We start from the raw sequence: 13,823 nt of genomic DNA, 5'->3' as shown, positions 1-13,823 counted from the left end.
CGCCCGTTACATGTGTTGACCCGGGGCCCGAGCCCCCGGACCCCCACGGTGCGGCCGCTGGCAGACCCAGCGTGGCGCACCGTTTTTGTTTGTTCGCAGGAAGAGGTACAAGCCATGGCGTCCCGGTTCGTGGACCGCGCGGTGATCCACCTGACCGCCGGCGACGGTGGGAACGGCTGTGCCTCCGTGCACCGCGAAAAGTTCAAGCCCCTCGGCGGCCCGGACGGCGGCAACGGTGGCAACGGTGGTGACGTGACGCTGGTCGTCGACCCGAACGTGCACACGCTGCTCGACTTCCACTTCCGCCCGCACGCCAAAGCGGGCAGCGGCAAGATGGGCATGGGCAGCAACCGCAACGGCGCCGCGGGCGACGCGCTGGAGATGAAGGTGCCGGCCGGCACCGTCGTGTTCACCGAGGACGGCGAGCTCGTGGCCGACCTCGTGTCGCCCGGCACCACGTTCATCGCGGCCCAGGGCGGTCGTGGCGGGCTCGGCAACGCGTCGCTCGCGTCGAAGGCCCGCAAGGCGCCCGGGTTCGCGCTGCTCGGCGAGCCCGGTGAGTCCCGCAACCTGGTGCTGGAGCTGCGGTCGGTCGCCGATGTCGGCCTGCTCGGCTTCCCGAGCGCGGGCAAGTCGTCGCTGATCTCCGTGCTCTCGGCCGCGAAGCCGAAGATCGCCGACTACCCGTTCACCACGCTCGTGCCGAACCTCGGCGTGATCACCGCCGGCTCGACCGTGTTCACGATGGCCGACGTGCCGGGCCTGATCCCGGGTGCGTCGGAGGGCAAGGGCCTGGGCCTGGACTTCCTGCGCCACATCGAGCGCTGCGCCGTGCTGGTGCACGTGGTCGACTGCGCCACGCTCGAGCCGGGCCGCGACCCGCTGTCCGATGTGGACGCTCTCGAAGAGGAGCTCGCGAAGTACACCCCGGGTCTCGGTGGCAAGCTCGAAGAGCGGCCGCGTGTGGTGGTGCTGAACAAGATCGACGTGCCGGAGGCGGCCGAGCTGGCCGACTTCGTGAAGCCCGAACTCGAAGCCCGTGGCCTGCAGGTGTTCGAGATCTCGACGGCTTCGCGCAAGGGCCTGCGGGAGCTCACCTTCGCGCTGGGCAAGGTCGTGGAGGAGTACCGCGAGGCGCAGCCGGTGCTGGAGGCGCAGCGGATCGTGCTGCACCCGCTGGCCATCGACGACAGCGGCTTCACCGTGGGCCCCGATCCCGAGGAAGAGGGCGCGTTCATCGTCCGCGGGGCCCGGCCCGAGCGCTGGATCCGGCAGACGAACTTCGCCAACGACGAGGCCGTCGGCTACCTCGCCGATCGGCTCAACCGGCTGGGCGTGGAAGACGCGCTCGCGAAGCAGGGCGCGAAGCCGGGCAGCCCGGTCACGATCGGCGACGTGCAGTTCGAGTGGGAGCCGTCGTCGCCGAGTGTGGCGGTGCACCTGTCCGGGCGTGGTACCGACGTGCGGCTGGAGAAGAGCGACCGCATCGGTGCGGCCGAGCGCAAGGAAGCGCGCCGGATCCGTCGGGACGGCACGGGCGAGGACGAGCCGGATTTGACTGCGGCTCCGGCTTCGGACGACTTCGCGGATGATTTCGACGACGATCTGGAGGATCTGGACCGGTGAGCGGCACGCGCGTCGAGATCGCCGAAGCCCGCAGGCTTGTCGTCAAGGTCGGTTCGTCCGCGCTCACGACCGCCGGCAGCGGGCTGGACGTGAAGCGGCTCGACGCGTTGGTCGACGCCATCGCCGCGCGCGTGGCCCGCGACTGCCAGATCGTGCTCGTGTCCTCGGGCGCGATCGGCGCGGGCCTGGCGCCGCTGTCGCTGGGCAAGCGCCCGCGTGACCTCGCCACGAAGCAGGCCGCGGCGAGTGTCGGGCAGCTCGCGCTGGCCCACGCGTACGCCGAGTCGTTCGGCCGCTATTCGCTCACCGTCGGCCAGGTCCTGCTGACCTCCGACGACGTGGTGCGCCGCGCGCACTACCGCAACGCGCAGCGCACGTTCTCGCGGCTGCTCGCGCTCGGCGCCGTGCCGGTGGTCAACGAGAACGACACCGTGGCCACGCAGGAAATCCGCTTCGGCGACAACGACCGCCTCGCGGCCCTCGTCGCCCACCTCATCGGCGCCGACGCGCTCGTTCTGCTGTCCGATGTGGACGGTCTCTACGACGGCGACCCGCGCGATGGAGCCACCCGCAAGATCGCCGAGGTGCTCAGCGAAGCCGACGTCGAGGGCATCTCCGTCGGCATGTCCTCCTCGGGCCTCGGCACGGGCGGCATGGTCTCGAAACTCGCCGCCGCCCGCACCGCCGCGGGCGCCGGCATCCCCGTGCTCCTCGCCGCGGCGGCCGACGCGGCCGGCGCCCTCGGCCCCGCCGACGTCGGCACCGTCTTCGCCCCCGCCGACAACCGCCTCTCGGCGCGCCGCTTCTGGCTCGGCTACGCCGCCGACTCCTCCGGCCGCCTCCGCCTCGACGACGGCGCCGTGGCCGCGATCCTCCGCCGCCGCTCCCTGCTCGCCGCCGGCATCACCGGCGTCATCGGCAAATTCGAAGCCGGCGACGTCGTCGACCTCGTGGACGCCCACGACGTCCCGGTCGCCCGCGGTGTGGTCTCGTTCGACGCGGGCGAACTGCCGGACCTCATCGGCCGCTCGAGCCACGAGGTCGCGGTGGAGCACCGCCGCGAAGTCGTGCACGCGGACGACCTGGTTCCGTTGCGCCGCAAGTAATCTCGCTCTTTCCGCGGACGTCGCGGTCGGCTCGTTCGAGCTGACCGCGCGCGACTTCCTTCGACCGCGTCGCAAGTGACCCCGCTGCGCCCGCCCTCAGCCGTTGGTCTTGGCCAACCCCGCGGGCGTGTCGCGATCTCCGGCCACCGCGCTGTGCGGCACGGCGGCGTCCAGTTGGGCGAGGTCGGCCGCGTCGAGCGCGACCTCCGCGGCCGCCGCGTTCTCCTCCAGGTACTCACGGCGCTTCGTCCCCGGGATCGGCACCACGCCGTGGCTCATCACCCAGGCCAGGGCGATCTGGCCAGGCGTCACGCCTTTCTCGTCGGCGAGCGCGCGGACGCGGTCCACCAGCACGAGGTTGGCCGCGATGTTCTCGGGAGAGAAGCGGGGGAGGCCGCGGCGCGCGTCGTCGGGGGCGAGGTCGTCGACGGAGCGGATGGCGCCGGAGAGGAAGCCGCGGCCCAGCGGCGAGAACGCGACGAAGCCGATGTCCAATTCGTCGACCACGGATTTCACGCCGTTGGTGAGCGGGTCCTGGCTGAACAGCGAGAACTCCGACTGCAACGCCGTGATCGGGTGCACCGCGTGGGCGCGGCGGATCGTGTCCGGCGCCGCCTCCGACAGGCCGAGGTGGCGCACCTTGCCCTCCCGCACCAGGCGGGCCATGCCGGCGACGGTGTCCTCGATGGGCGTCGCGGGGTCGACGCGGTGCAGGTACAGCAGGTCGATCCGGTCGGTCCCGAGGTGGCGCAGCGACCGCTCGACCGCCTTGCGCGCGTATTCGGGGCTGCCGTTCGGGCCGTGGAAGGTGCCGTCGTCGTCGATTTCGGTGGCGAACTTCGTGGCGAGCACGATCTCGTCGCGGCGGTGCCCGAGCGCGCGGTGGATCAGCTTCTCGTTCTCGAACGGCCCGTAGGCCTCCGCGGTGTCGATCAGCGTGATCCCGAGGTCGACCGCGTGCCGCAGCGTGGCGATCGACTCGTCTTCGTCGCGGGCGCCGTAGAACGCGCTCATCCCCATCGCGCCGAACCCCTCGGCCGAGACCGTGAGGCCCTGGCCGCCGAGCTTTCTGGTCCTCATCTGTGCTGTCCTCCGTGACGAACGAACTGGATGGTTCGGTACCACCCTATCACCGAAAGAACCAGTTGGTTCGGTATGCTGGCGTGATGCCCCGTGACGCCTCCGAAACCAAACGCCGGGTTCTGGAGGCCGCGTATCGCGAGTTCGCGGCCTATGGCCTGGCCGGCGCCCGCGTCGACCGCATCGCCGCCAACGCCGGCGCCAACAAGCGCGCCATCTACGACTACTTCGGCAGCAAAGAGGACCTCTTCGACACCGTCGTGACCGATCGCCTGCTCACCGGCCTGGAAACCGTCCCCGAAACCTGGGACGACCTGGCCCGCTTCGCCGGCGCGGTGTTCGACTACTACGCCTCCGACCCCGACCGCGCCCGCCTCACCCTGTGGCGTCAGCTCGAACGCCCCGCCCCCACGCCCCGCGAACTCGAGTCGTTCGCGGCCAAGCTGGAGGAAATGCGCGCCGCCCGCCCCCGCGACGAGACCATCGCCACCGCCGACCTCTACGCCCTCATCTGGGCCCTGCACCACGCGGCGATCCTGTATCCCAGCGGCCTGCGCCCGACCCAGGACGACCCGGGCCGCTTCCGTGCCGCGGTCGTGGAGGCGGTGGGCCGGCTGAGCGAGCCGTGGACGGGGCCGTCGAAGTAGCCGATCCGTGCGCTTGACTGAGTGACGACCACCGGTTCGGCGAGAATTGCCGCGACACGGCGTGTCTCCCCAGTGCGAGTCTCGCCCGGCTCGGCAACGCCGACGAGCCAGGCGAGAAACCCTTGTCACAGCAGGACTTGAGCACCGACGCGCACCCCCGGTCAGCGCACCGACGGCTGAAGTCCGTCACCTCACATCGTGATCAACCGCGCCCCGCCGTCGCTTTCCAGCACCGTCCCCGTAGTGGTCGAGTTCGTCGCCGCGAACACCACCGCCTCGGCGACGTCCTCCGCCGAGGCCACCTGCCGCGTCGGCAGCACCGAAGCGACCTGCGCGAAGTATGCCGCCCGCTGTTCGGCCGGGAAGCCGCTCCACCAAGCCGTGTCCACGACTCCGGGCGACACGGCGTTGACCCGGATCGGCGCCAGCTCCGCGGCCAGTGGCTTCACCGCCGCTTCCAGCGCCCCGTTGATCGCCGCCAGGCCGGCCGTCCCCGGCATGCCCGTGCGCGCGGTGATCGCCGTGACCAGCGTGATCGACCCCGTCGGCGCGAGGTGCGGCAGTACGGCCTGGACGGTGGTGAGGTGCGCCCAGAACTTGGCGTCGAACGCGCGCCGCAGCATGTCCAGGTCGAGGTCGGCGAGGGTGCCCATGCCCTCGCTGCCGCTGAGGCTCACCACGAGGGCGTCGAGACGGCCGATTCTCGCCGCGAGCGCGGCCATCGCCTCGGCGTCGCCGCCGTCGGCGCGATGGCCGGTGAGGTCGGGATCGGTGGCCGCCAGGTCGTCGAGGCGTTCCTTGCCGCGGCCGGTGAGGTGGACGTCGTAGCCGCGGTCGCGCAGCTTGCGCGCGGTCGCCAGCCCGATGCCCGAGGTGCCCCCAGCGACGAGGGCCGTGCGCTTGCTCATGTGGTCTCCTATTTCGAACCGTGACGTCTCGTCTCGAATTACGCTACCATCGGTTCCCGTGACCGAACAGCCCCGTCCCGGACGCAAGCGCAGCGCCGCCAGCCGCGACGCGATCCTCGTCGCGACCTTGGAACTGATCACCGAAGTCGGCTACGCCGGTCTCACGATCGAGGGCATCGCGGCGCGTTCCGGCGCGGGCAAGCAGACCGTCTACCGGTGGTGGCCGTCCAAAGCGGACGTGCTCATGGAGGCGCTGGCCAGCAAGGCCGACCTGATCGTGCCGGTGCCCGACCACGGCACGCTCGCGGCCGACCTGCGCGAGTTCCTGCGCGACACGTTCGCGCTCGGCGGCAAGCAGCCCGTCGGTGACACGCTGCGCGCGCTCATGGCGCAGGCCCAGGTGGACCCGGCGTTCGGCGACCGCTTCCGCGAAGATTTCCTGCTGCGCCGCCGCGAAGTGCTGGGCCTGCTCGTGGACCGCGCGGCCGAGCGGGGTGAGCTCCCGGCCGGCGTCGGCCGCGAAACCGTGATCGACGTCGTGTTCGGCACGCTGTGGTACCGCCTGCTCGCCACCCGCACCCCGCTCGGCCCGGACCTGGCCGACGAACTGGTGGCGCTGATCGTCAGGGCTTGAGCGCCCGCACGATGCGGGCGAGCTGCTCCGCGTAGCCGTCGGCGAACTCGGCCGACGCCGGGTCCTGGCCGGTGAGCGCGCGGGCCACGCGCGGGAACGCGAGCGACGCGCTGGCGGCGGCCATCAGTACCAGCATCAGCGCGGCCGGGTCGATGTCGGCGGGGAAATCGCCGGCTTCCTGGCGCGCGCGGACGTAACCGAGCTGACGCTGCAGGAATTCGCGCTGTGCCTCGACGCCCACGGCGTCCGGCTCGCCGTCGGTGAGGTTCTCCCAGAGGAACAGCCGGCCCAGGTCGGCGTCGGCCAGGCCCGAGTGCACGAACTCGGCGGCGACGTCCGCGAGCTCGCGATCGGGCGCGGTCAGCGTGGCGAAGCTGTCGTATACCGGCCGGTTCAGCTCGGTGTAGAGGCCTTCCTTGCCGCCGAAGTAGTACGAGATCAGCTGCTTGTTCACGCCCGCGCGCGCGGCGATCTCGCCCACGCGCGCCGCCGCGTACCCCAACTTGGCGAACTCCGCCTTCGCCGCTTCGAGGATGCGCGCCTTGGTGCGCTCGGGGTCGCGTTGCCGTTCGCGCGGCGCACGGCGGGGGCTGTTCTCGGGCACGGGTTCAGCCTAGCCGCTGACTCAATCATCCTCACGGTTGACTTAATCATCTATCTGGATAATTATGGTCGGGTCCGAGAGGGGACGACCATGACCTTGAGAATCGCCGTCGTCGGTGGCGGAACCGGTGGCCTGTGCCTGGCCCACGGCCTGGTGCGGGCCGGTGTCGAAGTGGCGGTGTACGAGCGCAGCCGCACGCGTACCGAGCGGCTGCAGGGCTACCGCGTGCACATCGATCCCCACGGCGCGGCCGCGCTGCACGAGTGCCTGCCGGCCGAGGCGTGGCAACGGTTCCTGGCCACGACCGGGGAAAGCGCGCACGAATTCGCCTTCGTCACCGAGCGGTTGCGCGAGCTGGCGGTGCTGCGTGAACCGCCCGCGGCCGACCCGAGCAAGGCGCACCACTCCGTGAGCCGGATCTCGCTGCACCAGGTGCTGTCGGCCGGACTCGACGGAATCCTGTGGCACGACAAGGAATTCGTGCGGTACGACCTCGGCCCGAAGGCGGTCACGCTGCACTTCGCCGACGGCACCACGGCCGACGCCGACCTGGTGATCGGCGCCGACGGCGCGAACTCCCGCGTCCGCGCGCAGCTTCGGCCGGAGGCGCACCGGGTGGACACCGGCATCGTCACCATCGTCGGCAAAACCCCGGTCTCCGAGGCGGCCGCCCGCTTCACCGCGGGCCCGGTGTACGTGGTCGCGCCACCGGGCTGCGGGATGTTCACGGCGCCGCACCTGTTCCCGGAGCTGGCGTTGAACGACGAGACCGCCGAGATCGACCCGGTGCATTTCGACAACACCGGCAGCTACGTCATGTGGGCCTACGGCGCCCGTCGGCTGTCCGCATCGGAGGAAACCCTGCGCGATTCGGTGCTGTCCTTGATCCGCGGCTGGCACCCCGACCTGGTCCGCCTGGTCGAGGCCACGCCGCACGGCACGGTCAGCCGTCTGCCGATCCTCACGTCGGTGCCCGCGCGGCCCGGCATTCCCGGCCCGGTCACGCTCCTGGGCGACGCCGCCCACAGCATGACGCCCTTCCGTGGCATCGGTGCCAACACCGCGCTGCGCGACGCGCAGTTGTTGTGCCGCAAGCTCACGTCCGGGATCGAGCCGGCCGTGGCCGTCGCGCAGTATGAAGGCGAGATGCGCAAGTACGCGGACAAAGCCGTGCGCACGTCGGCTCGTAGCGCGGAGCAGTTCGTGTCCGAAAGCCGCCTCGGCCGGGTGGTCGCGAAGGCGATGTTCCGCGCGATGGGTGCCGCGCAGAAGCTGCGCCGCTGAGGATCAGGGCCGGGGGAGGACCGCGATCGCGGTTTCCGCGATGTCGTGCAGGGTTTCCTTGCTCGCCCCCGCTTTGCCCACCGCCTCGATGCCGCGCAGCACGGCCGGCAGCTTGCCCGGATCGGCTTCCGGGGCAACGATTGCCATTGCGCGGGCACGCGGCGACATCGTCGGCCAGCGGCCCCTGCAACGCTTTCACCGTCTGCCGCGCCCGGAGACCACCTTGTCGTGTGCCAGTTCGGCCGCGCCCTTGGCGAGCACGCTCACCGCTGGAGGTCTACGGCGCGTCGAAGCCTGCCGCGCGCAACCTCGTGCACAGCTGGGCCCAGCACTCGGGTGCGCGGAAGGGCCGCGTCAACGGTTCCGAGCGCTCCGGTGGGACAACGGCGTCCCGCCGGAGCACTCGCGATCAGAGGCGGCGCGGGGCTTCGATGCCGAGCAGGTCGAGGCCGAGCACGAGGGTGCGTGACGTGAGCGTGGCCAGCTGCACGCGCGAAGCCCGCAGCTCCGGCGTTTCGGCGCTGAGCACCGGGCACTGCTCGTAGAAGCGGGAGAACGTCACGGCGGTGTCGTAGAGGTACGTGCACAGCTTGTGCGGTGCGTACGCGCTCGTCGCCGAGCGGAGCGCCTCGCCGAAGCGCAGCAGGGTCAGCGCGAGCGCGCGTTCGGCCGGTTCGGCGAGGGTGACCGGCGCGGCCGCCGCCGGAGAGCCGGCCTTCGCGAGGATCGACTCGATCCGCGCGTGCGCGTACTGCAGGTACACCGACGTGTTGCCGTCCTTGGCGAGCATGCGGTCCCAGTCGAACACGTAGTCGCGCTCGCGGTCGCCGGAGAGGTCGGCGTACTTCACCGCGCCGATGCCGACGGCGCGCGCCACCTCGCGCTGTTCGGCGTCGCTGAGCTCACTGCGTTCGGCGACCACGTCACCGGCCTGCGCGACGGCCTCGGCCAGCAGGTCGGCGAGCTTGATCGTCTCGCCGGCGCGCGTGCGCATCACCTTGCCGTCGGCGCCGAGCACCGAGCCGAAGCCGATGTGCTCGGCGTGCACGCCGTCGAGCCAGCCGGCGGCGCGGCACACCGCGAAGAGCATCGCGAAGTGCTGTGCCTGCGGGTTGCCGACCACGTAGAGCAGGTCGGTGGCGCCGCGTTCGGTGGTCCAGTATTTCGCGGTGGCGAGGTCGGTGGCCGCGTAACCGTAGCCGCCGTCGCGCTTGCGCACGATCAGCGGCAGCCGGTCGCCTTCGCGGTTGTGGAAGCCTTCGGGGAACACGCACACGGCGCCGTCGCTGAGCTCGGTGAGCCCGTCGGCCTCCAGCTCGTCGACGACCTTGGCGAGGTAGGGGTTGTAGAAGCTCTCGCCGTAGATGTCGGCGTCGGTGAGCGTGATGCCGAGCAGGTGGTAGACCTCGTTGAAGTGGCGGGTGGACTCGTCGACGAGGCCCTGCCACGTCGCCAGCGTCTCGGTGTCGCCGCTCTGCAGCTTCACCACGCGTTCGCGCGAGCGCGTGGCGAACGCTTCGTCGGAGTCGAACTTCCGGCGCGCGGCCTGGTAGAACTCGTTGAGGTCGCCGATGCCGCTGGGTCCGGCGGGCGGCTCGTCGAGCAGGTGCTCGATGAGCATGCCGAACGGGGTGCCCCAGTCGCCGAGGTGGTTGTGCGGCAGCACTTCGTGGCCGGCGAAGCGCAGCAGCCGCACGATCGCGTCGCCGATCACGGACGAGCGCAGGTGGCCGACGTGCATTTCCTTGGCGACGTTCGGGCTGCTGTAGTCCAGCGCGATGCGCCTCGGCTGCGCGGCGGGTTCGACGCCCAGCCGCGCGTCGTCGGCCAGCCCGGTGATGCTCGCTTCGAGCCACTCGCGGCGGAGCACGAAGTTGAGGAAGCCGGGACCGGCGATCTCGGGCGCCTCGGCGAGGTCGTCGATCTCCAGGTGCGCCACGATCGCCGCGGCGACTTCCCGCGGCGGGCGGCGAAGGCGCTTGCCCAGGCTCATCGCGAGGTTGCACTGGTAGTCCACGCCGTCGCGGGTCGACACGGCGATCAGCGCGTCGGCCGGGGCGATGTCCACCTCGAGCGCGCCGCGGAGGGCGGCCACCACGCGTCGGGCGAGTTCCTCGCTGACTTCGGGCTTGCGCACGGTGTGCCTCCTTCTTTCGCCGAGCCGGTTTCGCAGGAGCGTAGCGACCCGGCCGGCGCGGCCTCGAAGGGATTACCGCAGTTCGCTGCCCTTCGTCTCGGGCAGGCGCAGCACCACCACGAACGCGATGGCCGCGGCGACCGCGACGTAGACGAAGAACACGGTGGCCGCCCCGGCCGCCGACAGCGCGTTGAGCACCAGCGGCGCGGTGCCGCCGAACACCGCGACGGTGAGGTTGTACCAAGCCCCGATCCCCAGGCCGCGCAGTTCGGTGGGGAAGAGCTCGCTCATGATCGCGGGCGCGAGCGAGGTCATCGCGGTGTACAGGCCGAGGCCCACGCAGAACACCACCAGCAGCCCGCCGAGCCCCGGTCCCACGAGGAACGACAGCGGCACCACCACCAGCGCCGTGGCGCCCGACCACACGAGCAGCTGCGGCCGGCGTCCGACGCGATCGGCGAGCGCGCCCATCGGGTATTGCAGCACCACGAAAAGCGCGGTGGCGATGGAGAGGGCGAGGAACGCGTCGACGTCGCTCGCGCCGCGCGTCTTCACCGCGAAGGACGTGAGGGCGCTGAAGAACGTGTAGTAGCAGAGCGTGGACAGCATCGTGAAGCCCACGAGCTGCCCGACGGCCCGCGGGTGGTGCGTCAGCGTGGTCAGCAGCGGCCGCTCCACGCGCCGCGCCTGCTCCTTCTTCTGTTCGAACAGCTCGGTTTCCGCGAGGCTGCGCCGCAGCCACAGCCCGACGAGACCCAGCACCCCGCCGAGCAGGAACGGGATGCGCCACCCGATCGACGCGAGCTGCGCCTTGTCCATCGTGCGCGCGAGCACGAACCCGAGCACGGTGGCGATCAGCACCGCCGAGCCGGTGGAGATGTAGAAGAACGACGAATACCGCCCGCGGCGCTTCGCCGGTGCGATCTCGCCGAGGTAGGCCGACGCGTTGGACACCTCACCGCCGAGCGACAGGCCCTGCGCCACGCGCGCGAGCAGCAGCAACGCCGGTGCCCACCAGCCGACCTGCGCGAACGTCGGCAACACCCCGATCGCCACGGACCCGCCGGCCATGAGCGCGATCGTCATGATCATCGCGGGTTTGCGGCCGTGCACGTCCGCGAACCGCCCGAGGATCACACCGCCGAGGGGCCGGAAGAAGAACGCCAGCGCGTAGGTGGCGAAGGTGTTGATCAACGCCAGGGCTTCGTTGCCCGACGGGAAGAACGCGCCGGCGAAGTAGATGCTGAACGTGGCGTAGATGGTCCAGTCGAACCACTCCAACGCGTTCCCGGCGCTCGCCGCCAGCAACTTCCGCACCGGCAACCGGTGCCTCGTCAGGACTTCCGCTGTCGATTCGGTCACGCCGACCTCCACGTCCGCGAGGGGTGGAAGGGCACTTTGCCAGAAAGGCCCGGTGATCGGTAGTTTTTCACAGACCGGAATCGGCGGTGGTTGCTCGTGGCGCTGACTGTGGTGGTCTGGACCGGGTCCGGCGGCGTTCGCCGAGCCGCGCCGTCGGGTCGGGTCAGGAGGTGCTGGCCAGACCGAACGGCAGCACCGCCTTCGCGCCCGCTTGGCGCAGCAGACGAGCGGCCAGGGTCATCGTCCAGCCGGTGTCGATCACGTCGTCCACGAGCAGGATCGGGCCGGGCGTCTCGGCGACGCGGGCGGCCACGTCTTCGGGCAGGGACAGGCGGTGCCAGAGGTCGGCGAGGCGCTGGGCGCTGTTGGCCTGCCGCGGCGGCGGGCCGGCGGAGTCGAGCGTGCCCAGGTGCTCCAGCCGGCCGATGGTGGCGAGCTGCTCGGCGAGGCTCGCGACCAGCACCGGCCGGGTCGCCGACGGCACCGCGACGACCGCCGTCGGGCGCTCGGCCCACGGCCACGAGGCGAGCACTTTCACGCAGGCCTTGAACACCGAGTCCGGAACGAGGTCGTCCACCGCCCCCGGCCCGACCAGCTCGCGCAGCCGCGAACCCCAGCCGACGTCGGTGAGCCGGCCCAGCACCTGGCCCGGCTCGGCCTGCTCGGTGGCGCCGATGCGGCCGGACAGCGGCACGTCGAGGCCCTTCATCCCGCTCGGCCACTGCTTGCGCGGCGCCACCTCGACACCCGGCCGCTCGAGCCGTTCGCGGGTGGCGCCCACGACCTCCTCCGACACCGCGGTGTCCCAGTGCTGCCCGGTGCAGTTGTCGCAGCGGCCGCACGGCGTCGCTTCCGGATCGTCGAGCTGCAGGCGCAGGTACTCCATGCGGCAGCCCGTGGTCGAGATGTAGCCGAGCATCGCCGACTGCTCGGCCTCGCGCGCCTTCGCGACGCGGTCGTAGCGGTCACGGTCGTACTGCCACTCCTGGCCCGTGCTCTCCCAGCCGCCGCGCACGCGCCGCACCGCGCCGTCGACGTCGAGCACCTTCAGCACCATCTCCAGCCGCGAGCGCGAAAGCTCCACCGTCGGTTCGAGCGCGGCCGTCGACAATGGACGGTCGGCGTACGCCAGCGAGTTGAGCACCTGCGAAACCCGCAGCTCGTCCGGGAACGCCAGCGAGCCGAAGTACGCCCAGATCGCCTTGTCCTCACGCCCCGGCAGCAGCACCACCTCAGCGCGTTCGACGCCACGGCCGGCACGACCGACCTGCTGGTAGTACGCGATCGGCGACGACGGCGCACCCAGGTGCACCACGAACCCGAGGTCCGGTTTGTCGAACCCCATGCCCAGTGCCGACGTGGCCACGAGCGCCTTCACCCGGTTCGCCAAGAGGTCGTCTTCCGCGGCCTGGCGATCGGCCGGGTCGGTCTTGCCGGTGTACGCCGCCACCGGGTAGCCGCGCTCGCCGAGCAGCGCGGCGACGTCGTGGGCCGCGGCGACCGTGAGCGTGTAGATGATGCCGGAGCCCGGCAGCTCGGCCAGGTGCTCGGCCAGCCACGCCAGGCGCGCCTGGTCCGTGGGCAGCTCGGCCACCGCCAGGCGCAGGCTCTCGCGGTCGAGCGGTCCGCGCAGCACGAGCGTGTCACCGCCCGCGCCGATGCCCAGCTGGTCGGCGACGTCGGTGGCCACGCGGTCGTTGGCCGTCGCGGTGGTGGCCAGCACCGGCACGCCGTCGGGCAGGTCGCCCAGCAGCGTGCGCAGCCGGCGGTAGTCGGGGCGGAAGTCGTGGCCCCAGTCGGAGATGCAGTGCGCTTCGTCCACCACGAGCAGGCCCGCGCTCGCGGTGAGCTTGGGCAGCACGGCGTCGCGGAAATCCGGGTTGTTGAGCCGTTCGGGACTCACCAGGAGCACGTCGACGTCGCCGGCGACCACCGACGCCTGCACCTGGTCCCACTCCTGCGCGTTGGCCGAGTTGATGGTGGCCGCGTGGATCCCGGCGCGCGCGGCGGCCGAGATCTGGTTGCGCATCAGCGCCAGCAGGGGAGAGACGATCACCGTCGGCCCGGCCCCCTGCTCGCGCAGCAGCGCCGTGGCCAGGAAGTACACGGCCGACTTGCCCCACCCGGTGCGCTGCACCACGAGCGCGCGCCGGTGGTGGGCGACGAGGGCCTCGATCGCCGTCCACTGGTCTTCGCGCAGGGTCGCGGTTTCGCCGGCGAGCGACCGCAGCAGGGTCTCGGCACGCTCGCGAAGGGCTTCGGTGGTGTCCACGTCCCCCGGTCTACCCCATGGGACCGACAGAACGTGAGCCGGACGGGGCGCGAACGGACCGTTCGCACTCCGATACCCAGGGTTATGTGACTCAAGTCACAATGGAGACTCGCGTAAGGCACTCGGGGTTCCCGGCTCTCCTGGGGCAACCGGTGCCTCTCGG

Annotated in this window: 12 protein-coding genes; 5 read left to right on the top strand and 7 right to left on the bottom strand. The window is 71.3% G+C overall.

The window, feature by feature from the left end; translation table 11 throughout:
* Positions 1 to 114: 114 nt before the first annotated feature.
* Both obgE and proB read left to right on the top strand, forming a co-directional pair.
* On the top strand, positions 115 to 1,626 hold the full coding sequence (gene obgE, locus VSH64_RS22915) for a GTPase ObgE (protein WP_326837703.1): 1,512 nt from the start codon (positions 115 to 117) through the stop codon (positions 1,624 to 1,626).
* Positions 1,623 to 2,732, top strand: coding sequence for a glutamate 5-kinase (gene proB / locus VSH64_RS22910; RefSeq protein ID WP_326837702.1), 1,110 nt, complete (start codon positions 1,623 to 1,625; stop codon positions 2,730 to 2,732). Before obgE ends, proB begins: the two co-directional genes overlap by 4 nt.
* A gap of 96 nt (positions 2,733 to 2,828) precedes the next feature.
* Here proB and VSH64_RS22905 read toward each other — a convergent pair whose 3' ends face one another.
* Positions 2,829 to 3,812 (bottom strand): aldo/keto reductase, encoded by a 984-nt coding sequence (locus VSH64_RS22905; RefSeq protein WP_326837701.1) that lies wholly within the window; start codon positions 3,810 to 3,812, stop codon positions 2,829 to 2,831.
* A gap of 86 nt (positions 3,813 to 3,898) precedes the next feature.
* Between VSH64_RS22905 and VSH64_RS22900 the strand changes: the two genes are divergently transcribed.
* Positions 3,899 to 4,459 (top strand): TetR/AcrR family transcriptional regulator, encoded by a 561-nt coding sequence (locus tag VSH64_RS22900; RefSeq protein WP_326837700.1) that lies wholly within the window; start codon positions 3,899 to 3,901, stop codon positions 4,457 to 4,459.
* A 191-nt stretch (positions 4,460 to 4,650) separates the two neighbouring features.
* Here the strand turns inward: VSH64_RS22900 and VSH64_RS22895 are convergent, their stop codons facing one another.
* Positions 4,651 to 5,367 carry an SDR family oxidoreductase gene (locus VSH64_RS22895; protein WP_326837699.1) on the bottom strand — a complete coding sequence of 239 codons (717 nt, stop codon included), beginning with the start codon at positions 5,365 to 5,367 and terminating at the stop codon, positions 4,651 to 4,653.
* A 58-nt stretch (positions 5,368 to 5,425) separates the two neighbouring features.
* Here VSH64_RS22895 and VSH64_RS22890 point away from each other — a divergent pair, with 58 nt between their 5' ends.
* Positions 5,426 to 6,001, top strand: a complete 576-nt coding sequence (locus tag VSH64_RS22890; RefSeq protein WP_326837698.1) for a TetR/AcrR family transcriptional regulator — start codon at positions 5,426 to 5,428, stop codon at positions 5,999 to 6,001.
* On the opposite strand, the gene VSH64_RS22885 is transcribed toward VSH64_RS22890, so the two are convergent.
* A complete protein-coding gene (locus VSH64_RS22885) occupies positions 5,991 to 6,605 on the bottom strand; it encodes a TetR/AcrR family transcriptional regulator (protein ID WP_326837697.1) in 615 nt (204 codons plus the stop codon). The two genes, VSH64_RS22890 and VSH64_RS22885, sit on opposite strands and share 11 nt — an antisense overlap.
* Before the next feature lie 90 nt (positions 6,606 to 6,695).
* Between VSH64_RS22885 and VSH64_RS22880 the strand changes: the two genes are divergently transcribed.
* On the top strand, positions 6,696 to 7,889 hold the full coding sequence (locus VSH64_RS22880) for an FAD-dependent oxidoreductase (RefSeq protein ID WP_326837696.1): 1,194 nt from the start codon (positions 6,696 to 6,698) through the stop codon (positions 7,887 to 7,889).
* Positions 7,890 to 7,892: 3 nt separating this feature from the next.
* Here the strand turns inward: VSH64_RS22880 and VSH64_RS22875 are convergent, their stop codons facing one another.
* From VSH64_RS22875 to VSH64_RS22860, 4 genes are all read right to left on the bottom strand, one after another.
* Complete coding sequence (locus VSH64_RS22875) at positions 7,893 to 8,036, bottom strand: hypothetical protein (RefSeq protein ID WP_326837695.1); 144 nt, start codon at positions 8,034 to 8,036, stop codon at positions 7,893 to 7,895.
* Between the two features lie 262 nt (positions 8,037 to 8,298).
* On the bottom strand, positions 8,299 to 10,026 hold the full coding sequence (gene argS, locus VSH64_RS22870; protein WP_326837694.1) for an arginine--tRNA ligase: 1,728 nt from the start codon (positions 10,024 to 10,026) through the stop codon (positions 8,299 to 8,301).
* A 72-nt stretch (positions 10,027 to 10,098) separates the two neighbouring features.
* Positions 10,099 to 11,388 (bottom strand): MFS transporter, encoded by a 1,290-nt coding sequence (locus tag VSH64_RS22865; RefSeq protein WP_326837693.1) that lies wholly within the window; start codon positions 11,386 to 11,388, stop codon positions 10,099 to 10,101.
* Positions 11,389 to 11,551: 163 nt separating this feature from the next.
* Positions 11,552 to 13,660 carry a RecQ family ATP-dependent DNA helicase gene (locus VSH64_RS22860; protein ID WP_326837692.1) on the bottom strand — a complete coding sequence of 703 codons (2,109 nt, stop codon included), beginning with the start codon at positions 13,658 to 13,660 and terminating at the stop codon, positions 11,552 to 11,554.
* Between the last annotated feature and the right edge of the window lie 163 nt (positions 13,661 to 13,823).

The organism is Amycolatopsis rhabdoformis, assembly GCF_035918295.1.
Taxonomy (GTDB): domain Bacteria; phylum Actinomycetota; class Actinomycetes; order Mycobacteriales; family Pseudonocardiaceae; genus Amycolatopsis; species Amycolatopsis rhabdoformis.
Note: the sequence above shows the minus strand (reverse complement) of the source record. Positions and strands in the feature narration are given on the sequence as shown.